The 21,486-nt window shown below is 72.3% G+C and carries 18 protein-coding genes; 11 read left to right on the top strand and 7 right to left on the bottom strand.

The window, feature by feature from the left end:
* On the bottom strand, positions 1-1,253 hold a 1,253-nt coding region (locus AA75_RS13855), incomplete at its 3' end, for a glycosyltransferase family 2 protein (protein WP_033820275.1).
* A gap of 349 nt (positions 1,254-1,602) precedes the next feature.
* On the opposite strand from AA75_RS13855, the gene AA75_RS49280 reads away from it, so the two are divergent.
* Complete coding sequence (locus AA75_RS49280; RefSeq protein WP_051812314.1) at positions 1,603-2,412, top strand: hypothetical protein; 810 nt, start codon at positions 1,603-1,605, stop codon at positions 2,410-2,412.
* 42 nt (positions 2,413-2,454) lie between these two features.
* On the opposite strand, the gene AA75_RS13845 is transcribed toward AA75_RS49280, so the two are convergent.
* The gene (locus AA75_RS13845) at positions 2,455-3,165 is read right to left on the bottom strand and encodes a class E sortase (RefSeq protein ID WP_033820274.1); all 711 of its coding nucleotides are present in this window, start codon (positions 3,163-3,165) and stop codon (positions 2,455-2,457) included.
* Positions 3,166-3,472: 307 nt separating this feature from the next.
* On the opposite strand from AA75_RS13845, the gene AA75_RS13840 reads away from it, so the two are divergent.
* Both AA75_RS13840 and AA75_RS13835 read left to right on the top strand, forming a co-directional pair.
* Positions 3,473-4,462 carry a DUF4190 domain-containing protein gene (locus AA75_RS13840; RefSeq protein WP_033820273.1) on the top strand — a complete coding sequence of 330 codons (990 nt, stop codon included), beginning with the start codon at positions 3,473-3,475 and terminating at the stop codon, positions 4,460-4,462.
* Positions 4,463-4,816: 354 nt separating this feature from the next.
* The gene (locus tag AA75_RS13835) at positions 4,817-5,443 is read left to right on the top strand and encodes a response regulator (RefSeq protein WP_051812312.1); all 627 of its coding nucleotides are present in this window, start codon (positions 4,817-4,819) and stop codon (positions 5,441-5,443) included.
* Positions 5,444-5,718: 275 nt separating this feature from the next.
* Here the strand turns inward: AA75_RS13835 and AA75_RS13830 are convergent, their stop codons facing one another.
* The gene (locus AA75_RS13830; RefSeq protein ID WP_033820272.1) at positions 5,719-7,080 is read right to left on the bottom strand and encodes a glutamine synthetase family protein; all 1,362 of its coding nucleotides are present in this window, start codon (positions 7,078-7,080) and stop codon (positions 5,719-5,721) included.
* 145 nt (positions 7,081-7,225) lie between these two features.
* Between AA75_RS13830 and AA75_RS13825 the strand changes: the two genes are divergently transcribed.
* From AA75_RS13825 to AA75_RS13805, 5 genes are all read left to right on the top strand, one after another.
* A complete protein-coding gene (locus AA75_RS13825; protein ID WP_033820271.1) occupies positions 7,226-8,980 on the top strand; it encodes an NAD+ synthase in 1,755 nt (584 codons plus the stop codon).
* A gap of 146 nt (positions 8,981-9,126) precedes the next feature.
* Entirely contained in the window at positions 9,127-9,849 is a 723-nt protein-coding gene (locus tag AA75_RS13820) for a hypothetical protein (RefSeq protein WP_033820270.1), read from the top strand.
* Positions 9,846-10,499 (top strand): NucA/NucB deoxyribonuclease domain-containing protein, encoded by a 654-nt coding sequence (locus AA75_RS53695; RefSeq protein ID WP_033820269.1) that lies wholly within the window; start codon positions 9,846-9,848, stop codon positions 10,497-10,499. The genes AA75_RS13820 and AA75_RS53695 overlap by 4 nt, the downstream gene beginning before the upstream one ends.
* A gap of 18 nt (positions 10,500-10,517) precedes the next feature.
* Entirely contained in the window at positions 10,518-11,339 is an 822-nt protein-coding gene (locus tag AA75_RS13810; RefSeq protein WP_033820278.1) for a hypothetical protein, read from the top strand.
* Entirely contained in the window at positions 11,336-11,965 is a 630-nt protein-coding gene (locus AA75_RS13805; protein WP_033820268.1) for a DUF2625 family protein, read from the top strand. Before AA75_RS13810 ends, AA75_RS13805 begins: the two co-directional genes overlap by 4 nt.
* Before the next feature lie 262 nt (positions 11,966-12,227).
* Here AA75_RS13805 and AA75_RS13800 read toward each other — a convergent pair whose 3' ends face one another.
* The 3 genes from AA75_RS13800 to AA75_RS13790 all read right to left on the bottom strand — a co-directional run bounded on the left by AA75_RS13800 (position 12,228) and on the right by AA75_RS13790 (position 15,688).
* Entirely contained in the window at positions 12,228-13,253 is a 1,026-nt protein-coding gene (locus AA75_RS13800; protein WP_033820267.1) for an endonuclease/exonuclease/phosphatase family protein, read from the bottom strand.
* A gap of 119 nt (positions 13,254-13,372) precedes the next feature.
* Positions 13,373-14,041, bottom strand: coding sequence for a TetR-like C-terminal domain-containing protein (locus tag AA75_RS13795; RefSeq protein WP_051812310.1), 669 nt, complete (start codon positions 14,039-14,041; stop codon positions 13,373-13,375).
* Positions 14,042-14,065: 24 nt separating this feature from the next.
* Positions 14,066-15,688, bottom strand: coding sequence for an MFS transporter (locus AA75_RS13790; protein ID WP_051812308.1), 1,623 nt, complete (start codon positions 15,686-15,688; stop codon positions 14,066-14,068).
* 250 nt (positions 15,689-15,938) lie between these two features.
* On the opposite strand from AA75_RS13790, the gene panB reads away from it, so the two are divergent.
* The 3 genes from panB to AA75_RS13775 all read left to right on the top strand — a co-directional run bounded on the left by panB (position 15,939) and on the right by AA75_RS13775 (position 18,769).
* Complete coding sequence (gene panB / locus AA75_RS13785) at positions 15,939-16,835, top strand: 3-methyl-2-oxobutanoate hydroxymethyltransferase (protein ID WP_033820266.1); 897 nt, start codon at positions 15,939-15,941, stop codon at positions 16,833-16,835.
* 108 nt (positions 16,836-16,943) lie between these two features.
* Positions 16,944-17,963, top strand: a complete 1,020-nt coding sequence (locus AA75_RS13780) for a daunorubicin resistance protein DrrA family ABC transporter ATP-binding protein (RefSeq protein WP_033820265.1) — start codon at positions 16,944-16,946, stop codon at positions 17,961-17,963.
* Positions 17,960-18,769, top strand: coding sequence for an ABC transporter permease (locus AA75_RS13775; protein WP_033820264.1), 810 nt, complete (start codon positions 17,960-17,962; stop codon positions 18,767-18,769). The genes AA75_RS13780 and AA75_RS13775 overlap by 4 nt, the downstream gene beginning before the upstream one ends.
* Before the next feature lie 6 nt (positions 18,770-18,775).
* Here the strand turns inward: AA75_RS13775 and AA75_RS53690 are convergent.
* On the bottom strand, positions 18,776-21,486 hold a 2,711-nt coding region (locus AA75_RS53690), incomplete at its 5' end, for a hypothetical protein (RefSeq protein ID WP_051812306.1).

Here is a 21,486-nt window from a genome sequence, read left to right as displayed (position 1 = left end):
GCCGCCGGCAGCGCGCCGGCGACCGGCCGGCCCGCCTGCGCGGCGCCCACCAGCAGCCGGTGGAACAGCGGCGCCAGCAGCACCACGGCCGCGGCCCCGGCACCCGCCAGCAGCAGGTCCTCGCGGCGCAGCACCGACCCGGCGGCCGCCGCGACGGCGCCCCCGAGCAGTCCGGCGGCGGTGAGGCACCGTCTGCGGTCCCCGGGCATCCGGGTGATCACCGTCCGGCGGTCCTGCCGGCCGGTCCAGGACGTCAGGTGCCGGCCGAGCACCCATTCCCGGAACATCACCCAGAGCGATAGCAGGGTGCCCATCGTGCCGACCACGAGATAGGCCGGATAACAGGTGACCGCCTTGCGGAACCCGATCTGCACGGTGGCCGTCCCGAGGGTCAGCGCGAGCATCATCAGGAACCACCAGCCGAGCCACCGGACGGTGTCGAAATGGGTGAATCCGGTGATCAGATGATAAAGCAGCGAGAGATATCCGACCGCCATCAGCGCACTGTCCACCAGCATCGCGCCGAACACCTTGGTAAATCCCCAGCTGCGGAAGAACAGGCCGCGGTGCTTGTACAGCGCCTGCGCCCAGCCGGCCGCCCAGCGGTGCGTCTGGCGCCAGTACACGCCCCAGCTGCCCGGGTCCCGGACGCACACGTACGCACCCGGCACGAAGCCGGCCGCGTGGCCCGAGCGGTTCATCCTGAGCGCCAGTTCGACGTCCTCGCAGAGGCTGTCGGTGGACCAGCCGCCGACCTCCCGGACCGCCTCGGTGCGGTACACCCCGGCGCAGCCCGACAGCACCGCCACCCAGCCGTGCCAGGACTCCACGGTCCGCGACATCCGGTGCGCGGCCGCCCACTCGATCGTCCGCGACCGCTGGAACAGGCCCTTGACGCTGTGCGGGGTGACGGACATGCAGACGCCGCCGTGGCCGTTCTCGCGCATCTGCGCGAGGCAGGTCGCCAGTACGTCGTCGGAGGCGAAGTAGCCGTCGGCGTCCAGCAGCGCCACGTACTCGGTGGTCACCTCGGCCAGCGCGATGTTCAGCGACTCGGGCTTGCTCTGCCGGGACACCTCCCGGACGGTGGCGCCGAGCCGCCGGGCGATCCCGGCGGTGTCGTCGGTACAGGAGTCCGCGATCACCAGGACGGTCTCGGGACCGGCCGTCTGACCCAAGGCGGACCTCACCGCGTCAGCGATGAAGTCCGCCTCGTTGTGTGCCGGGATCAGCACCGTGAGCGATTCGGTCACCGGCGCGCGAACCACTTCACGGCCGCACCGATCGCGGAGCTGGCACCGCCTACCGCCAGCAGGGCCAGAGAGGCGACGCCGGTGTGAGCGAGAGCATACATAGGTCAATCCTTTTCAGGCCGTTCCGAATGGGCACCTTCAGGGATTTCACGCCCTGCGGTCGAACGGAATTCACCCCATGTTCGAGGATTACGCCCGGTGCAGGTCGGAATAACATGTACCACGGGCGAACTGGCGATCAGCCACTAACCACACCGTGGACGGAGCACCCGCGCGCCGGTCCCGCCAGATTCATCCGGACAGCTCTGCCTCAGCGCAGAACCGCCCACCTCCGAGGATCGTGAGCGCCATGGCTACCCGACTTCTCCTGGCGGCCGCGATCACCGTCTCCGCCTCCCTCGCCACCGCCCCCGCCCAGGCCGCCACCACCTCCGCGGCCCTCACCGCCGCCCGGCAGCTCGCGACCCGCTCGGTCCTGGCCGAGGACTTCCGGACCCTGGACCTCGGCCCGGGCCACGCCTGGGGCTGGCAGACCGGCGCGTACGCCCAGTGCACCGAGAACCCCAACAGCTGGAAGTACGACCGGCTCACCACCGACTCCCTCAGCACCGCCTCCGGCCACCTGGTCATCACCGCCACCCCGCAGCCCGACGGCCGCTGGAACACCGGCCTGGTGACCACCGGCGACTCCTGCGACTCCGGCGGCAGCGGGGCCATGGTCCGCACCGGCGACCTGGTGATGGTGCACGTCCGGCTGCCCGCCGCCGACACCGGCGCCTGGCCGTGCCTGTGGACCTGGCGCGACGGCGGCAACGAGCTCGACGTCTTCGAGTGGTACGCGGACCGGCCCGACCAGATCGAGTTCGTCAACCACGTACGCTCCGGCAGCACCGTCTACCGCGACGCCAACGTCGGTGCGGGCCGCTGGATATACGTGGGGGCGCGGTTCGGCGCCGACAACACCACCTGGTACATCGGGGCCCAACCCGACCGGCTCACCGAGGCGTTCTCCGACGGAACCGGCGTCGGCGAGGACTTCGCGGCCTATCTGATCCTCAACCTGTCGATCAGCGACGGCTCCTTCCACTCCCCGCCGGTCGGCCGCGACCCGGTCAGGCTGGAGGCCGACCTGCTCACCATCGAACATCCCTCCCCCTGAGGCCTCCCGAGGCACCCCTGGGGCTCCCTGAGGTCCCTCGGGTCAGCGCAGTTCGGCCGGCGGCGTGCGCACCGCGTCCACCGGGTCGACCCGCACCAGACTGCCCCAGACCGCCATCCGGTAGTCGGAGGTGTACACCGGCGTACAGGTCGTCAGCGTGATGTAGCGGCCCGGCGCATGGTACGGGGAGCCCACCGGCACCGGCGCGATCACGCCCGTGTCGTACTCGGAGGTCTGCGGCAGCACGCCGTCCACCCGGTAGACGTACCAGCTGTCACGGGTCTCCACCACCACCGCGTCACCCGGTTCCACCGCGTCCAGGTCGTGGAACTTCGCGCCGTGGCCGTCCCGGTGCGCGGCCAGTGCGACGTTGCCCTGCGCGTCCCACGGCATCGCCGCGGGGTAGGGCTCGGTGTAGACCCCCGCCACCCCCTCGGCGAGGGTGTCCTCGTCGGTGCCCAGTCTGATCAGCACCTGGTAGTCCCGGCCCATCGCGGGGACGTGCAGGAAGCCGATCCCGGCGCCGCGTACGGGCGGGACCGCCCGGCCCGCGGGTGCGGCGGCCGACCAGGTCCGCCGCAGCAGGTCGCCGGCCCGCTCGGCCCGGCGGTCCGCCACCACGTCCGTCCACCACAGCGAGTAGCAGGCGAACAGGGCCAGCAGCACCCCGAGCGCGATCAGCAGGTCACCACCGGCACCGGCCGCCACCCGCACCCGTCCGCGCCACCGCCGCTCCTGCGCCACCTGAGCCATGCCGACCGGCCTCCCGCCGCGCCCGATCCACCCTGAGCCCCCACCCCACCCCGCGCACGGACGGTTCACAAGCCGACACGCGCTGCAACGCCCCTGCAGCCCGACCCGCCCGCAGCGCGGGCGCGGTGTCCGGGCCGCGACCGGACACCTGTACGTTGATCATCCGCCGATGATCGTCGACCGGCCCGCCGGCCGGAAATCGGGTCGCCACCACCGCGGGATCCGGACAGACTTCGGCGTCGAGACCCCCGGCCCGAGCGGCCGAGCGGTCGGCCGCCCACCGTCCCCATCCGCCCGAAGGGTTCGCATGACCACTCCCGCCCCGCCCGACAGCCCGCAGCCCGCCGGGGAACCGGCCGCCGCCGACCCGTGGGCGCCGCCGGGCCCGTGGCAGGACCAGGGCGCGGCATCGGGCCACGACCCGGCCGCCCTCCCGGGCCCGGGCCCGGGCCCGGGTGTGCCGTACTGGCCGCCGTACCCGATGCCGGCGGCGGAGCCGCGCAACGGCCTCGGCGTCGCGGCCATGGTGCTCGGGATCACCGGGACCGTCCTCAGCCTGCTCCTGGTCGTGTTCTGGCTGTCCTGGCTGCCGGCACTGCTCGCCGTGGTCTTCGGCGCCATCGGGCTGGGGCTGGTGCGCAAGGGCCGGGCGACCAACCGGGGCATGGCGCTCGCGGGCGTCGTCCTGGGCGCCGCCGGGCTGCTGATCTCGGTCGGCACCGGGGTGTTCATCGCGGCGCGCGTGCACTCGGTCAACGAGGAACTGCGGGCGGAGGCCGCCGCCGCGAGCGCCCGCGCCGACGAGCAGGCGGCGCAGGAGCGGGAACGGCTCGAGGCCGCCCGGAAGAAGCTGGCGGCCGAGCAGGAGAAGAAGGCCGCGGACGAGCGGGCCCGGCGCCTGCCGTTCGGGCAGTCCTACACCTACGAGGACGGGCTGAAGGTCACCACGGCCGCGCCGGAACCGTTCGTCCCGAACGAGACCGTGTTCAAGGTCCCCCCGAACGCCAGGATCGTCCAGGTGCGGATCACCGTCGTCAACACCGGCTCGGCGGCTCTCTCCCTCTACGGCTCGGGATCGCCCTTCGTCCGCGACTCCAGGGGCAGCCTCGCCTTCGCCTTCTTCGACGGCAGCGGCCGGGCGAAGTTCCTCGCCGACTCCCTCGCCCCCGGCCAGGAGACCACCAGCCTGGAGGCGTACGCCCTGCCCGACGACGCGGCCGACCCGTTCACCGTCCAGTTCACCTACGGCTCGGGGATGCAGCGCAAGGACGTCATCTGGTCCGGCCCGGCCGGCTGACGCGTGGCCACTCCCGGCGCGGCCCCCGCTCCGTAAGCGGCCACGGCCGGTGACGGCGACCGGGCGGTTCGCAGAGTAGCGGTAGTCCTTGGACTGCTCGGAGCTGGTGCAACCACCGCTCGGCAGAGGCTCGCTGCAGCCCTCGCCTACCGTCCGATCCGGCGCGGCTGCAAGACGGACACACCCCGTCCATGCGAAGTGCTCACCCGGGCGCTCACCAGGGGGCACCTTGCCCGAACGGCGACGGCCGAGAAGGCTCCTGCTCCCACTCTGCCCCGGTCGCGGGGTCAAGAACCAAGGCAGGCCGCGCAGCTGATCACCCATAGTGGCTGGCACTCACGGCATGATGTCAACGTGGAGAACGCCAACCTGATCTTGGACTACCTCAAGGATTTAATCTGGCCCGCTCTCATTTTGTTCGTCCTGGTGATATATCGAAGCCACATCGGCGCCTTGATCCCGCGAATCAAGAGCCTTACAACGCCGGCCGGGAGCATCGAGTTCGCCGAGGAAGCGCGATCCCTGCTGGATCAAGCATCAGCAGCAACCAACGTGGTGGTGCCGATGCATATAAGGCGTGCTGTCATTCGACGGTTGGAGTACGCTGCAGAAATCATTGCCGGCGGCAAGCTGCTCTGGGTCGATGACCGCCCGGAGAACAACACCGCGCTGATCGAACTCTTCCGCAGCGTCGGCATGAAGGTGGATACTGCCCTGTCAACCAGCGCAGCCCCGACCCACCTCCACCGCGGCCCCTACGACATCATCCTGACTGACATCGGGCGCGCCGGAGATCAACAGGCCGGGATCACCATGCTACGAGACCTGGATCAACATGGGGTCGATACTCCGGTGGTGCTGTACACACTTGGCTTCGATGACGCAAGGGCAATTCCTCGCCGGGTATTTGCGGTCACCGAGGTGCCGGACGAGCTCGTACACTACGTGATTGACTTGATGGAGAGGGTAAAATTCGAATGAGCTGACGGGCAAGTGGTGCGGTCTCACTTCCGGCCGCGGCAACACCCTCCTCCTCAGCTTGCTGCTCGGACCGTCTCGGGCTGCGCGTGGGCGCCGCCGATCACCGGCCGCCCCCTGCTCCCCGGTGAGTTCGGGCGCCATCCCCCTTGTGGGCCACCGATCACAACTCTGACGGCCCCAGACGGCCCAGGATCACTGAGAAGCCCCCGGCGCCGACGGATACGCTCCGTCGACGCCGGGGGCCTTCTGCTACCCAGACAGGCTCTGGCCTGCGGTTACAGCACCTGGAGGTTCTTGCGCAGCTCGAACGGGGTGACCTCCGAGCGGTACTCCTCCCACTCCTGACGCTTGTTGCGCAGGAAGAAGTCGAAGACGTGCTCACCGAGCGTCTCGGCGACCAGTTCGCTGCGCTGCATCAGGTCGATCGCCTCGCCCAGGTTCTGCGGCATCGGCTGGATGCCGAGCGCCCGGCGTTCGGCGTCGCTGAGCGCCCAGACGTCGTCGTCGGCGCCCGGGGGGAGTTCGAGGCCGTCCTCGATGCCCTTGAGGCCGGAGGCCAGCACCACCGCGTAGGCGAGGTACGGGTTGCAGCCGGTGTCCAGCGAGCGGACCTCGACCCGGGTGGAGCCCTGCTTGCCGGGCTTGTACATCGGGACCCGGATCAGCGCCGAACGGTTGTTGTGCCCCCAGCAGACGTACGAGGGCGCCTCGCCGCCGGCGCCCGCGGTGCGCTGCGAGCCGCCCCAGATCCGCTTGTAGGAGTTGACCCACTGGTTGGTGACCGCGGCCGTCTCGGCGGCGTACTTGAGCAGGCCGGCGATGAAGGAGCGGCCGACCTTGGAGAGCTGGTACTCGGCGCCCGACTCGTGGAAGGCGTTGCGGTCGCCCTCGAACAGCGAGAGGTGGGTGTGCATGCCCGAGCCGGGGAAGTTGGAGAACGGCTTGGGCATGAAACTGGCGTGCACGCCCTGCTCCAGCGCGACCTCCTTCATGACCAGGCGGAAGGTCATGATGTTGTCGGCGGTGGAGAGCGCGTCCGCGTACCGCAGGTCGATCTCCTGCTGGCCGGGGGCGCCCTCGTGGTGGGAGAACTCCACCGAGATGCCCATCGACTCCAGCATGGTGATGGCCTGGCGGCGGAAGTCGTGCCCGACCCCGCGCGGGGTGTGGTCGAAGTAGCCGGACTGGTCGGCCGGGATGGGCGGGGTGCCGTCACCCGGGAGGTTCTTCAGCAGGAAGAACTCGATCTCCGGGTGGGTGTAGAAGGTGAAGCCCTGCGCCGAGGCCTTCTCCAGGGTGCGCTTGAGCACGAACCGCGGGTCGGCGTAGGAGGGCGACCCGTCCGGCATCATGATGTCGCAGAACATCCGCGCGGTGCCCGGGGTCTCGGAGCGCCACGGCAGTATCTGGAAGGTGGTCGGGTCCGGCTTGGCGATCATGTCGGACTCGTAGACCCGGGCGAAGCCCTCGATCGCCGAGCCGTCGAAGCCGATGCCTTCCTCAAAGGCCTGCTCCAGCTCGGCCGGAGCGACCGCGACCGACTTCAGGAACCCGAGCACGTCGGTGAACCACAGCCGGACAAAACGGATGTCACGCTCTTCGAGCGTACGAAGCACGAACTCCTGCTGCTTGCCCATGGGGACAGTCTCACCTCTGCTCTTTACGCCCGTGTTACGTCCGGAACCGGCCACCGTGGCGACTGGTCCCATCATGGCGGATCCCCGCTCGGAACGTACCCCCCGGCCGGGACATAGCGTCAGGTTGACGATTACACTCCGGGGCATGCCGAATCTCCGTCTCGCCCTGTGCCAGATCGACCCCTGGGTCGGTGACCTCGTCCACAACGGCGAGGAGGTGGTGCGCCTGGCCCGGCAGGCGGCCGAGGCCGGCGCCCGGCTCGCCGCCTTCCCCGAGATGGCCCTGACGGGCTACCCGGTCGAGGACCTGGCGCTGCGCGACTCGTTCGTGGAGGCCTCCCGGTCGGCCCTGGTCGCGCTGGCCGCGCGGCTCGCCGCCGAGGGACTCGGCGAGCTGCCGGTCCTGGTCGGGTACCTGGGCCGCTCGGAGCACCCCTCCCCCGCCCTCGGCCGCCCGGCCGGGGCACCGCAGAACTGCGCCGCGGTCCTCCACCGCGGCCGGGTGGCCACCCGGTTCGCCAAGCACCACCTGCCCAACTACGGCGTCTTCGACGAGCACCGCTACTTCGTCCCCGGCGACCAGCTCCCGGTGCTGCGCCTGCACGGCGTCGACGTCGCCCTGGCGATCTGCGAGGACATCTGGCAGGACGGCGGCCGGGTGACCGCCGCCCGCGAGGCCGGCGCCGGGCTGCTGCTGGTCGTCAACGGTTCGCCGTACGAGCGCGACAAGGACGACGTCCGGCTGGAGCTGGTCCGGCGCCGCGCCGCCGAGGCGGGCTGCCCACTGGCCTACGTCAACATGGTCGGCGCCCAGGACGAGCTGGTCTTCGACGGCGACTCGCTGGTGGTCGCCCCCGGCGGCGAGGTGCTCGCGCGGGCCCCGCAGTTCGAGGAGCGGCTGCTGGTGGTCGACCTCGACCTGCCGGCCGCCACCGACGCGAACCCCGACGGGCAGCGCCTGAGCGACGGGCTGCGCCTGGTCCGCACCGACCTCGGCGGCGAGCCGCTGCCCGCGCCCGCCGTCCCCGCGGCCGCCGGGACCGCGCCGCGGCTCGAGGACGAGGCCGAGATCTACGCCGCGCTGGTCACCGGCACCCGGGCGTACGTCCGCAAGAACGGCTTCGCCTCGGTGCTGATCGGCCTCTCCGGCGGCATCGACTCGGCGCTGGTCGCGGCGATCGCCGTGGACGCGGTCGGCGCCGGGAACGTGCACGGCGTCTCGATGCCCAGCCGGTACTCCTCCCAGCACTCCCGGGACGACGCCGCCGACCTGGCGGCGCGCACCGGCCTCGCCTTCCGGACGGTGCCGATCGCCCCCATGTTCGACGCCTACATGGCGTCGCTCGGCCTGACCGGCCTGGCCGAGGAGAACCTGCAGTCCCGGCTGCGCGGCACCCTGCTGATGGCGGTCTCCAACCAGGAGGGGCACCTCGTGCTCGCGCCGGGCAACAAGAGCGAGCTGGCGGTCGGCTACTCCACGCTGTACGGCGACTCGGTGGGCGCGTACGGGCCGATCAAGGACGTCTACAAGTCGCTGGTGTTCCGGCTGGCCCGCTGGCGCAACGAGGAGGCCGTACGCCGCGGCGAGGTGCCGCCGATCCCGGAGAACACCATCGTCAAGCCGCCGTCGGCCGAGCTGCGCCCGGACCAGCAGGACAGCGACTCGCTGCCCGACTACGACCTGCTGGACACCGTCCTGGACCTGTACGTGGAGGGCGACCGGGGCCGGGACGCGATCGTGGCGGCCGGGTTCGAGGCGGCGGTGGTCGACCGGATCGTCCGGCTGGTCGACACCGCGGAGTACAAGCGCCGCCAGTACCCGCCGGGCCCGAAGATCTCCGCCAAGGGCTTCGGCCGCGACCGCCGGCTCCCGGTCACCAACCGCTGGCGCCGCGGCTGACCCGTCCGGCGCGCGACGCTCACCGAACCGTCACGAGCCCCGTCCCCGAAGCCCACCACGGCCGGGGTCGGGGCCCGCCGGTTGGTACTACCATCGCTTCATCAGTGACGAGATGTCACGGGAGCGATGACGGGGGGTCATCATTCATGGCCATCGAACTACCCGGTGAACTGGTCTTCGTGATGGACCTGCTCGGCCTGAACTGGCCGCAGGTCAACGAGGACGGCGTCCGCGAGTTCGCCGACCACGTCCGGCGGTTCGCCGTCAACATCGACGGCACCCACCAGGCGGCCACCGCCACCATCCGGGCCATGGCCGACGCCTACCAGGCCAGTTCGTACGAGCAGCTGGCCGAGCGCTGGGCCCGGATGTCCGAGGACCACATGGACGACCTCGTCCAGGTCTGCAACGCCTCCGCCACGGCGCTGGACATCGCCGCCGACGTGATCGTGGCGGCCAAGCTCGCGGTCATCACCCAACTCGGCATCATGGCCGCCGAACTGGCGGCCGCGGCCGCCACCGCCGTGGTGACCCTCGGCGCCTCCGCCGCGGCCGAGGCCGCACTGGCCGAGGTCCAGCGCCGGATCGTCAAGGAGATCATCCAGGAGGCCGAGGACCAGGTGGTCGGCATGTTGGTGGAGCGGGCGGTCGCCCCGCTGGAGGAGGCCGTCACCCGGGCGCTGACCGGGCTGGTCTTCAGGGGCGTCCAGTCTGCGCTCGGCGCCGCGGGCGGCGCGGTCGGCGAGGGCTTCCGGGTCGACCCCGACCGGATGCTCGCGCACGCCGCCGAACTCCAGCGCCACTCCGACCAGGTGGCCGGCCATGCGAGCGCCTTCGCCACGGCGACCTCGGGGGTGTCGTTCAGTTGACGCACCCCATCGCCAAGGCCCTGGAGGACGCCGCCCAGCGGGTCGGCCGGACCATCAGTCAGGACGCCGCCAAGGCGGTCTCCGAGATGTACGAGCAGGCCGGCCACGGCGCGAAGCAGGTCGTGAAGAACCTGAAGGACGCGGACGACGCCCACGCCAAGCAGATCATCGCGCTGGCCGAGAAGATCGCCAAGAACGACGGGATGACCGGTAGGGGCGCCCGCAAGCGGATGGTCCGCCAGCACGACGCCCGCACCCGGATCGCCGGGCACCTCGGGGTCCGCGGCGACTACGACGCCGAGATGGTGATCGACTCCTCGAAGTACCCGGAGTCGGCGCAGCACATCCGCGAGGCGCAGAACGGCACCATCTGGCGCGGCGGACGCTCCCGGACGGGTCCGGCCAAGCCCTCGGTCCTGACGATCGACCGGCCGAACGCGGACGCCAACCGGGCCGAATCGCTGCGCGGCATCCCCACCGCGCCCCCGAAGGACCGGGACGAGTACCCCCCGGCGATGTTCCAGGAGGGCGGCAAGGGCGCCAGCGTGAAGTACATCTCCGACTCCGACAACCGCGGCTCGGGGTCGGCGATGGGCAGTGCCCTGCACGGCCTGCCCCACAATGCCAGGGTGCGAATACGGGTACGGTGACGGCGAGGGGTGATGTACGTGGACGCGGCTGAGCAGCTGATCTCGCAGGCACGGCGCGGGAGGTTCGGGGAACTGCTGCCGCAGTTGCTCGCCCTCGCGACCGACCCCGCGGGCGAACCGGATCCGGCCTGGGAGGCCGGGGCGGCCGCCATCCAGATCCTGTTCTGGCACGACCGGTTCGCCGAGGCGGCCGACCTGGCCGAGACGCTGATCACCCGCCAGGCGCCGCTCGGCGGTGAGCTGTGCGACCAGGACGTGCCGTTCGACGACTCGTTCCTGGCCGCCGAACTGCACGCCGGGGTGCCCGCCGGGCCGCGGATGCGGGCCGCCGCCGCGCTGGTGCCGCCGGACCGGGTGCTGGGCGAGTCGCTGCTGTGGCGGGCCGACGAGCTGGCGCTGCGCCCGGCGGGGCAGCTGCTGCCTAGCGCGCACGACTGGGGCGGCCCGGTCAGGTCCGCCGACGGGGTCATCGGCGGGCAGCTCCTGGAGCGCGAGTTCGGGTCGCTGGGCGAGCGGGACAAGCCGGTCGCCTGGACGGCGCTGAAGACGACCAACGACTTCCCGCGGGCCCGTGCGCTGGTCGAGGACGCGGGCGAGCTGCCCGAGGAGTACGACGCCCTGCTGTGGCTGGCGGGCTGGTACGCCGTCGAGGGGGCGGTGGAGGCCGGTGAGAGAATGCTGCTGGCCGCGCACGGGCGCTGGTGGCCGTACATGCGGTGGGACGCCATCCCCGACTCGATGGTCCTGCAGCCCGCCCTGCGCCCGGTCGTCACCGACCGGGTGCGTGAGCACTATCTGACCCGGCCGATCGGCCCCGAAGCGAGGAGTGACCGGAAATGACCCAGAGTGCGCTGGAGCAGCTGCTCGGCCGCGCCCGGGGGCCGATGGGGCCGTCCACCGAGCTGGACTTCGGGGTGGAGGGCGGGCCGCTGGCCGAGCTGGGCGCCCTGGTCTCGCGGCTGAACGGCTTCTTCGCGTTCAACGCCGGTGTGCAGGTCTTCCGCGTCGGCGAGGAGGGGCTCGGCCCCGACCTGCTGAGCTGGAACGAGGAGAACACCTGGAAGGACACCTACGACGGCCTGGCCGACGGGCTGTTCTGCTTCGGCCAGGACATCTTCGGCAACCAGTTCGCGGTGATGGACGGCGCCGAGGTGGTGGTGTTCGACCCGGAGACCGCCGAGGTGGAGGTGCTGGGCACCGGCCTGGAGTCCTGGGCGCAGTGGCTGCTGGCGGACCCGGAGGTCAACGCGGCGTCGAACTTCGCGTACGCCTTCCAGCAGCAGAATGGTCCGCTGGAGCCCGGCCAGCGGCTGGTCCCGCTGCAGTTCTTCGTGGCCGGCGGCGGCTACGAGTTCGACAACTTCGCGGTCCGGGACGCGGTGACCGCGATGCGGATCCGCGGGCCGGTCGCGCAGCAGGTCCACAACCTGCCGGACGGCGCGACGATCAACCTCAGCGCGAGCTGATCCGCGGTCCTCGGCCCCGGTCCGGCCCGTCCACGGCCGGCCGGGGGTTCGGCCGCCTTTCGGCCATTCACCCCAGCTGCGCCGCGGACGACTTGAATTCACCCTGGTGAATGCCCGGGGCCCCTGCCAGTCTTGGGGTCCCGACCCGCAGAGCCATCCCCAGGTCGTCGGCCCGGCGGGGGCCCGCCGATGACGGTCCGCTGCCCGGCCGGTCCCGCCCCGGACCCGCCGGGCAGCGTGCCGTGCGGGGGCGCCGCGGGCGTCAGTAGCGGTAGTCGGCGGCGACCGCGCGGTGGTCACTGCCGTCGGCGGCCAGCACCCGGGAGTCGGTGGGCTTCAGGCCGCCCTTGCTGAGGATCTGGTCGATCCGGGCCATCGGGAAGGCAGCCGGCCAGGAGAAGCCGAAGCCGTCGCCGGCCGCGCCGTGGGCGGAGCGCATCTGGGCGCTGATCGGGGCGAGGCTGCGGTCGTTCATGGTGCCGTTGAGGTCGCCCATCAGCAGCACCTTCTTGATCGGCTCGGCCTCGATGGCGTCGCCGAGGGCCTGGGCGCTGACGTCCCGCTGTCCGGCGGTGAAGCCGCCGTCGAAGTTCACCCGGACGGAGGGCAGGTGGGCCACGTACACGGCCAGCGGGCCCTTGGGGGTGGTCACCTCGGCCCGGAAGGCCCGGGTCCAGCCGATCTTGATGTCCACCACCGAGACGCCCTGGATCGGGTAGCTGGACCACAGCCCGACGGTGCCCTCGACCACGTGGAACGGGTACTTGGCGGCCAGGCCCTTGCCGTAGGTCTGGGCGGCGCCGGAGGCCAGTTCCTCCAGGGCGACGATCTGCGCACCGGAGTCGTTCAGCAGCCGCAGGGTGCCGGCCGGGTCGGAGTTGGCGGCGGCCACGTTGTGGGTCAGGACGGTGAAGTCGCCCTTGCCGGTGCTCTTGTCGGTGAGCAGCCCGCCGAACAGGTTGACCCAGACCACGGCCGGGAGCAGGACGGCGGCCAGCGCCACCGCGGAGCGCCGCCACAGGGCCAGCGCCAGCAGGACGGGCAGGGCGAGGCCGAGCCAGGGCAGGAAGGTCTCCAGCAGGCTGCCGAGGTTGCCGACGGTGTTGGGGATCTCGGCGTGGAAGCCGAGGACCAGGGCGAGCAGGACGGCCAGGGTGGCGACGATCCAGCCGCGGCGCGGCTCCAGCCACGGGTCGAGGCGGCGGCGCAGGGCCCGCAGCCGTCCGCCGGGTTCGGACTCCGGCGGCCCGCTCCCCGCGGCCGCCGCCGGACTGTCCGCCTGCACCATCGCCACTCCTCCACACGAGCCCGTTCCGCCCGGCTGATGCCGTTTTAGTCTGATTCTCGGCTCAGCCTATGACGGGACAGACGTCGCTCCCCTCCGACAAGGTTCCGGCACGCACCGGATCAGTGGGATTCGCCACGCGGCGGGTGGGCGCCGACGCCGTTCAGCACCGCGTCGATCATCTTGTGGGCCAGTCCGGGGTCGTCCAGCGGGGCGTCGTCCCACAGGATGGTCCGCAGCAGGATCGGGCCGATCAGCACCTCGCAGACCAGTTCCTGGTCGAGGTCGGCGCGCAGCACCCCTTCGTCGACGCCGCGGCGGACGATGGTGCGCACCAGTTCGCGGCGCGGTTTCACCACCCGCTCCTGGTAGATGGCGCGCAGCTCGGGCCAGTCGTTCATCTGGCCGAGGGCGGACTTGAGGACCCAGCGGGAGCGCTTGGCCAGGCCGCGCTTGCGCATGTAGTCGACCATGCCGACCAGGTCGTCGTGGACCGAGCCGCCGGTGAGCCGGGGCGGGGGCGCCTCCAGCCGGGCGACCACGTCGACCAGCAGGGCCTCCATGTTCGGCCAGCGGCGGTAGATGGTGGCCTTGCCGACCCCGGCCGCGGCGGCGACCCGCTCGATGGAGAGCTCGGCGAGGCCGACGCCGTCCTCCATGAGCTGCTCGACGGCGGCGAAGATGGCCTGCTCCGCCGCTTCGCTGCGGGGCCGGCCCCGCCGGGGAGCGCAGGGCTCCTTGGCGGGGCCGGCCTCGGGGGCGCGGCGGGCGGCCGGGGTGTCGGTCTGCATGCCGCTATTGTCCATGGCCCGAGGTCAGACCTGTGCGGGACGCTGCCCGGCGGTCGCCCGGCCGTCCTCGGCGGCGGCCGGCCGGCCCGGTCCGGCGGGGGTGCCGGGGGTGCCGGGGGTGATGCGGCCCGGCAGCAGCAGGAGGGCGATCAGGGCGCCGACGGCGGTGATGCCGCCGGACAGGCCGGCCACCACGTGCATGGCGTGCACGAAGGAGTCCTGGGCGGGCGTGATCAGGCCGGGGTTGTGGGTGCCGTTGGCGATGGCCACGGTGGCCTCCAGCGACTCGCCGGCCTTGTCGCGCAGGGCGGGCGGCAGGGCGGCGAGCCGGTCGGCCATGCCGTCCCGGTAGACGGTGGAGAGCACCGCGCCCAGGATGGCGACCCCGAGCGAGCCGCCGACCTGGCGGAAGGTGTTGTTCAGGGCGGAGCCGGCGCCGGCCTTCTCGCGGGGCAGCGAGCCCATGATCGCGACGGTGACCGGGGGCATCACGTGGGCCATGCCGGCACCCATCACGAAGCCGATCACGATCAGCACCCAGATCGGGGTGGAGACACCCAGCGTGAGGTATCCGAAGAACCCGGCCGCGACCAGCGCCATCCCGGCGGCGCAGGTGGCGCGGACGCCGAAGCGGTCGACCACCAGGCGGGCCCGCGGGGCGAACACCATCTGGGCGCCGGCCAGCGGCAGCATCAGCAGGCCGGCCTGCAGCGCGCTGTAGCCGCGCACGCTCTGGGTGTAGAAGACGCCGAAGAAGGAGACGCCCATCAGCGCGAAGAAGATCACGCCGATCACCACGACCGAGGCCGAGAACACCTTGTTGCGGAACCAGGTGATGTCCAGCGCCGGGTGCGTGGTGCGCTTCTCGAAGACCACGAAGGCGGCCAGCGCCAGCAGGCCGATCAGGATCGGCACCCAGGCGGCGGCGTCGGTGAAGTCGGCCAGTTCGCCGCCCTTGATGATGCCGTAGATCAGCGCGACCAGGCCGATGATCGACAGCAGTACGCCGACCGGGTCGAGCCGGCCCGGGGCGGGGTCCTTGGAGTTGGGCACCAGCAGCGCCATCACGACCAGGGCGAGGGCCACGATCGGCACGTTGACCAGGAAGACCGAGCCCCACCAGAAGTGCTCGATGAGCAGGCCGCCGGTGATCGGGCCGATGGCGATGGCGAGGCCGACCGCGCCGGCCCAGATGCCGATCGCCTTGGGCTGCTCGTGCCGCTCGAAGACGTTCATGATGATGGCCAGCGTGGCCGGCATCACGAAGGCGCCGCCGAGGCCCATCACGGCGCGGAAGGTGATCAGCTGGCCGGGCGAGTCGGCGAAGGCGGAGAGCAGCGAGCCGAGGCCGAAGACGAACATGCCGCCGAGCAGGGTCCACTTGCGGCCGAGCCGGTCGCCGAGCAGGCCTGCGGTGAACAGCAGGCCGGCGAAGACCAGCGTGTAGGAGTTGATCGACCATTCCAGGTCGCTCTGGCTGGCGCCCAGGCCGGTGGGGGCCGGGGTGGCGATGGTCTTCATCGCGACGTTGAGGATCGAGTTGTCGAGCACCACGACCAGCAGGGCGAGCACCAGGGTGCTCAGGATGGCCCAGCGGCGGCGGTGGATGGCTTCGGACACGCGCGGCGTGGCGGCAGCGGTGGTCATGGGTCTGTCTTCCCTGTCCGTACGAGGATGTCCGGACTTACGAGTCGGATTCGTCTCGTAACCCCTCGGGTCCAGGGTAGCCCCGATTTCGATACGAGACAGACCCGTATCGCAAACTTCCGGTAAAAGGACCGTGCCGGAACCCACCGTGCACCGCTCTTTGCGCCCGGGCCCGGCCGTGCAAGCATGGGAGCAGATCCGGGGACGCCGCACGGCGCCACGAGACGACAACCCTTCAGGAGCCTGTTCGATGAACGCTTCTCCGCTTTCGCCTGCCCCCGCGCAGGCACCCGCCCCGCAGCCCGCCGCGGACCGGGGCACGGCCACCCTGTACGGCGGTGTGACCAACCGCCGGGTGACCGTCCGCGACCTCGCCGCCGCCAAGCAGCGCGGCGAGCGGTGGTCGATGCTGACCGCCTACGACGCGCTGACCGCCGGCGTCTTCGACGAGGCCGGGATCCCGGTGCTGCTGGTCGGCGACTCGGCCGGCAACTGCCACCTCGGCTACGAGACCACCGTCCCGGTCACCATGGACCAGATGGTGATGCTCTCGGCCGCCGTGGTCCGCGGCACCAAGCGGGCCATGGTGGTCGGCGACATGCCGTTCGGCTCGTACCAGGAGTCGGCCGCCCAGGCCATGCACAACGCCGCCCGGCTGATGAAGGAGGCCGGGGTCGGCGCGGTCAAGCTGGAGGGCGGCGAGCGCAGCGCCCGCTCGATCGAGCTGCTGGTCGAGGCCGGCATCCCGGTGATGGCCCACATCGGCCTCACCCCGCAGTCGGTGCACGCGCTCGGCGGCTACCCGGTCCAGGGCCGCGGCGACGAGGCCGCCCACCAGCTGCTGCGCGACGCCAAGACGGTCCAGCAGGCCGGCGCCTTCGCGGTGGTCCTGGAGGCCGTACCGGCCGAGCTGGCCGCCCAGGTCACCGAGCAGCTGATGATCCCGACCGTCGGCATCGGCGCCGGCGCCGGGACCGACGCCCAGGTGCTGGTCTGGACCGACATGGCCGGCATGACCGCCGGCCGGGTGCCGAAGTTCGTCAAGCAGTACGCCAACCTGCGGGCCGTCCTCGGCGAGGCCGCCCGCGAGTTCGCGGCCGAGGTCACCGCCGGCACCTTCCCGGCGGCCGAGCACAGCTTCAAGTAGGCCCCGGCGGCAGCTCCGGCCGGGCCCCCGGCGCCGGGCGACAGCCCGCTGTCAGCGGCGACAGAGCGCTGACAGCGGGCTGACAGCGGCGCCGGGCAGTCTGACGGCATGACAGGAATCGCCACCGCCCCGAACGACCGGGGACACCGCACCAACGCCGTCGAGGTCCGCGGCATCGTCAAGCACTACGGCTCGACGAAGGCGCTCGACGGCGTCGACCTCACCGTCCGCGAAGGCACCGTGCTCGGCCTGCTCGGCCCCAACGGCGCCGGCAAGACCACCCTGGTCCGGGTGCTCTCCACGCTGATCAAGCCGGACGCCGGCACCGCCTTCGTCGGCGGCTACGACGTGCTGCGCCAGCCCAAGCAGCTGCGCCGCACCATCGGCCTGACCGGCCAGTACGCCTCCGTGGACGAGCTGCTCTCCGGGTACGAGAACCTCTACCTGATCGGCCGCCTGCTGGACCTGTCCGCCAAGGAGTCCAAGTCCCGGGCCGGCGAGCTGCTCGAGCGCTTCTCCCTCACCGAGGCCGCCCGCCGCCCCGCCAAGACCTACTCCGGCGGGATGCGCCGCCGGCTCGACCTGGCCGCCTCCATGATCGGCCGGCCCAAGGTGCTCTACCTGGACGAGCCCACCACCGGCCTCGACCCGCGCACCCGCAACGAGGTCTGGGACGAGGTGCAGCGGATGGTCGGCGAGGGCGCCACCGTCCTGCTCACCACCCAGTACATGGAGGAGGCCGAACAGCTCGCCAACGAGCTGACCGTCATCGACCGCGGCCGGGTGATCGCGGGCGGCGGCATCGCCGAGCTGAAGACCCAGGTCGGCGGGCAGACCCTGCAGGTCCGCCCGGTCCACCCGGCGGAACTGCCGGAAATGGCCCGCTGCCTGCACGAGACCGGCCTGCGCGCCACCTTCTCCACCGACACCGGGCTGCTCTCGGTACCGCTCACCGCCGACGACCAGCTCACCACCGTGATCGGCGTGCTGGGCACCCGCGGCTTCGCCGTCGCGGGCATCGACACCCTGCTGCCCAGCCTGGACGAGGTCTTCCTGGCCATCACCGGCAAGCCCGCCGCCGCCGCGGCCGACACCGCCCCGACCCTCCCGAAGGAGACCGTGGCATGAGCGCCGCGACCCTGGCCCCCGGCCACCTCGACGACCCCCGGATCGGCCTGCGGGCCAACCTGCGCCACGTCGGTGCGCTGACCCGGCGCAACCTGATGCGGATCAAGGCCGACCCGGAGTCCATGCTGGACGCCCTGCTGATCCCGATCATCTTCACCCTGCTGTTCGTCTACGTCTTCGGCGGCGCGGTCTCCGGCAGCCAGCAGGACTACATCCAGTACATGATCCCGGGCCTGCTCGGCACCACCGGCCTCAACCTCGCGATGTCCGTCGGCACCGGGCTGAACAGCGACTTCCAGAGCGGGGTGATGGACCGCTTCCGGACCCTGCCGATCGGGCGGTCCGCGGTGCTGCTCTCCAAGATCGCGGCGGAGACCTGCCGGGCGCTGGTCTCCTTCACCATCCTGATCGGCTTCGCGATGCTGATCGGCCTGCAGATCAAGACCGGAATCCTGGAGCTGCTCGCGGCGGTCGGCCTGTCCCTGGTGTTCGGCATGTCGATCGTGTGGATCTCGATGCTGCTCGGGATGTCGCTGCGCAGCGTCCAGGCCGTCCAGGGCCTCGGGATGCTGGTGATCATGCCGCTGCAGTTCGGCAGCTCGATCTTCGCGCCCACCACCACCATGCCCGGCTGGCTGCAGGCCTTCACCGAGTACAACCCGCTCTCCGCGCTGGCCGACGCCTGCCGCAGCCTGATCAACGGCGGCCCGCTCGCCCACTCGGTGACCGTGGTGCTGGTCTGCTCCGCGGTGATCACCGCGGTCACCGCCCCGCTCGCGGTGGCCCGCTTCCGCAAGCGCACCTAGTCCGGTCTAGGACGTGTGCCGGTGCTCGTCCAGCAGGGCGGTCGCCTCGGTCAGTCCGAGGCGGCCGCCCTCCTCGCGTGCGCCCTGGAACTCCTCTGCGCCGAGCAGCGCCGTCAGCCGCTCCGCGGTGCGGACCCGCTCCGCCCGTTCCATCAGCGACCCCATCGCCCCGTGCAGGGCCAGGTGCGCGCCGAGCATCACCGCGGAGCGGCGGGCGACGCCCCGGTCGCCGGTGGCGGTGGCGTACTCCAGCAGGATCCCGGAGGCGGGCAGCAGCAGCATCATGGTCATGTGCTCGGCGAAGACCGTGACCAGGCCGCTGACCCCGCTGATCCCCCGCCGGCTGTCGCCCAGCAGCGCGAGCCCCCGCTCCGGGTCCCCGGATCGGGCGGCCACCCAGCCGCGCAGGCAGAACACGATCGCCTCGAAGACCTCCGGCGAGAGCGGGCCGAAGCTGCGCTGCTCGGCCTCCAACCGGTCCAGCTCCTCGGCCGCCTCCCGGTACTCCTCGCGGCCCACGTGGATGTTGCACAGCAGCAGCCGGCCGTACAGCATCGCGCCGTCGGCAGCCTGATCGCGCCGGTCGACCGCGCCCACCGCGGCCCTGATCAGCCGTTCGCCCTCCACCGGGTCCAGCTCGTACAGCGCCTCGCCCAGCCGGGCCTGCAGCAGCGGCACCTCCTGGGGCGAGCCGATCTCCTCGGCCAGTTCGATCGCCCGCCGGTACGCCTCGGTGGCGCCGGCCGCGTCGCCGCGCTTGGCCGCGTGCTCGGCCTTCGAGGAGTACGCCTCGGACATCGCCCACGGGTCGCCGGTCCGCACCGCCAGCGCCAGCGCCTCGTCGCTGTCGCGCACCGCCTGCTCCAGGCCGCCCACCCAGTCGTTCAGCAGCCGGGCCCGGATCCCCAGCGCGAACCCCAGGTCGTGCGGCCGGCCGTGGCGGCGGGCCCCGGCCACGGCGTCGTCCAGCAGGTCCCGCAGTTCGCCGATCTCGCCCGACAGGAAGGCCGCGAACACCCGCATCAGCACCGGGGCGCGGTACGACTGCGGCAGATCGGGGGTGTACACCTCGAGCACCCGGCGCGCGCGGGCGGCCGTCTCCGGATCGCCGAGCGTGGCCATGTTGCCGGTGAACCGGGCCACCAGCCAGTGCAGGTGGACCTGGCGGCGGGCCTCCTCCAGCTGCTCGCGCGGCAGCGGCAGCGGCACCGCCAGCGGGTCCAGCTCCAGCGGCACCGGCGCCGGCGCGTCCGCGGCGAACGGGTCGGGGCCGAGCCCGCACACCTGCTCGTACCAGACGCACGCCTCCTCGCGGTAGTTGCGCAGCGACCAGAACCAGCTCACCGCCAGCACGATGACCAGCGCCTGCTGCTCGTCACCGGTGTCCACCGCCCGGCGCAGCGCGGCCCGGACGTTGTCCTGCTCGCGCTCCAGGACGGCCAGCCAGTGCACCTGTCCGGGGCCGCGCAGGTCGTGGTCGGCGGCGCGCACCAGGTCCCGGTGCCAGGCGGTGTGCCGGTCCGCGACCCGGCCGGCCTCGCCGGAGCCGGCGAGCCGCTCGGCGGCGTACTCGTGGATGGTCTCGAGCATCCAGTACCTGGGCTCCTCGCCGAGCCCGGCGACCACCAGCGACTTGTCGACCAGGGACAGCAGCAGGTCGGCGACCTCCTCGGCGGGGACGTCGGCCTCGTCGGCGAGGACCTGCTCGGCGCTCTCCAGGGTGCAGCCGCCGGCGAAGACCGAGAGCCGGCGCAGCACCGCGCGTTCGCGCTTGCCGAGCAGGTCCCAGCTCCAGTCGACCACCGCGCGCAGGGTCTGCTGGCGCGGCAGCAGGGTCCGGGAGCCGGCGGTGAGCAGGGCGAACCGGCCGTCCAGCCGGTCGGCTATCTGGCGCGGGGTCAGGCCGCGCAGGCGGGCGGCGGCGAGTTCGATGGCGAGCGGGAGTCCGTCGAGGCGGCGGCAGATCTCGGCGCAGGCCTGCGGGTCCTCGGCCGGGTCGAAGCGGGGGCGGGCGGCGGCGCCGCGTTCGGCCAGCAGGCGCAGCGCGGCGGCGTCGGGGAGCGGCTCGACCGGCAGCACCCGTTCGCCGGGGACGCCGAGCGGCTCCCGGCTGGTGGCCAGCACGGTGAGGCCGGGGCACTCGGCGAGCAGCCGGTCGGCGAGGTCGGCGGCGGCCTGGATCAGGTGCTCGCAGTTGTCCAGGACCAGCAGCATCCGGCGGCGGCCGCAGTGGTCGACCAGCCGGCGCAGCGGGTCCGTCTCGCGTCCCTCGATCGCCTCGGCGACGGCGCTGCCGGCGTGCAGCACGGTCTCGCGCAGGCCGAGTGCGGAGAGCACCGCGCCGGGAACGGCGGCCGGGTCCTCCAGCGGGGCGAGTTCGGCCAGCCAGACGCCGTCGGGCCAGGCGCCGTCGGCCTGGGCGACACGGCCGGCCTCGACCGAGAGCCGGGTCTTGCCGGAGCCGCCCGGTCCGGTGAGGGTGGTGAGCCGGCCGGAGGCGAGGGCCCGGCCGAGGGCGGCGAGGTCCCCGTCGCGGCCGACGAAGCTGGTCAGCCGGGGGCGCAGGTTGCCGCCCTGGCGGGCCTGGCGGGCCGGCGGGGCGGGGGTGGTCGGAGCGGCGGCGGTGGCGGCGGTGGCGGCGGTGGCAGGTACGGCCGCGGCGGGGGCGAGCAGCTCGCGGTGCAGGGCCTGCAGGGCCGGGCCGGGGTCGGCGCCGA

The organism is Kitasatospora sp. MBT63 (genome assembly GCF_000710465.2).
Taxonomy (GTDB): Bacteria; Actinomycetota; Actinomycetes; order Streptomycetales; family Streptomycetaceae; genus Kitasatospora.
Note: the sequence above shows the minus strand (reverse complement) of the source record. Positions and strands in the feature narration are given on the sequence as shown.

Coding starts and splice junctions, on each gene's coding strand:
- AA75_RS13775 (WP_033820264.1), top strand. CDS start 17,960: ATGAGCGCCGCGACCCTGGCCCCCGGCCACCTCGACGACCCCCGGATC.
- AA75_RS13805 (WP_033820268.1), top strand. CDS start 11,336: ATGACCCAGAGTGCGCTGGAGCAGCTGCTCGGCCGCGCCCGGGGGCCG.
- AA75_RS13780 (WP_033820265.1), top strand. CDS start 16,944: ATGACAGGAATCGCCACCGCCCCGAACGACCGGGGACACCGCACCAAC.
- AA75_RS13790 (WP_051812308.1), bottom strand. CDS start 15,688: ATGACCACCGCTGCCGCCACGCCGCGCGTGTCCGAAGCCATCCACCGC.
- AA75_RS49280 (WP_051812314.1), top strand. CDS start 1,603: ATGGCTACCCGACTTCTCCTGGCGGCCGCGATCACCGTCTCCGCCTCC.
- AA75_RS13830 (WP_033820272.1), bottom strand. CDS start 7,080: ATGGGCAAGCAGCAGGAGTTCGTGCTTCGTACGCTCGAAGAGCGTGAC.
- AA75_RS13825 (WP_033820271.1), top strand. CDS start 7,226: ATGCCGAATCTCCGTCTCGCCCTGTGCCAGATCGACCCCTGGGTCGGT.
- AA75_RS13840 (WP_033820273.1), top strand. CDS start 3,473: ATGACCACTCCCGCCCCGCCCGACAGCCCGCAGCCCGCCGGGGAACCG.
- AA75_RS13795 (WP_051812310.1), bottom strand. CDS start 14,041: ATGCAGACCGACACCCCGGCCGCCCGCCGCGCCCCCGAGGCCGGCCCC.
- panB (WP_033820266.1), top strand. CDS start 15,939: ATGAACGCTTCTCCGCTTTCGCCTGCCCCCGCGCAGGCACCCGCCCCG.
- AA75_RS13820 (WP_033820270.1), top strand. CDS start 9,127: ATGGCCATCGAACTACCCGGTGAACTGGTCTTCGTGATGGACCTGCTC.
- AA75_RS13845 (WP_033820274.1), bottom strand. CDS start 3,165: ATGGCTCAGGTGGCGCAGGAGCGGCGGTGGCGCGGACGGGTGCGGGTG.
- AA75_RS13800 (WP_033820267.1), bottom strand. CDS start 13,253: ATGGTGCAGGCGGACAGTCCGGCGGCGGCCGCGGGGAGCGGGCCGCCG.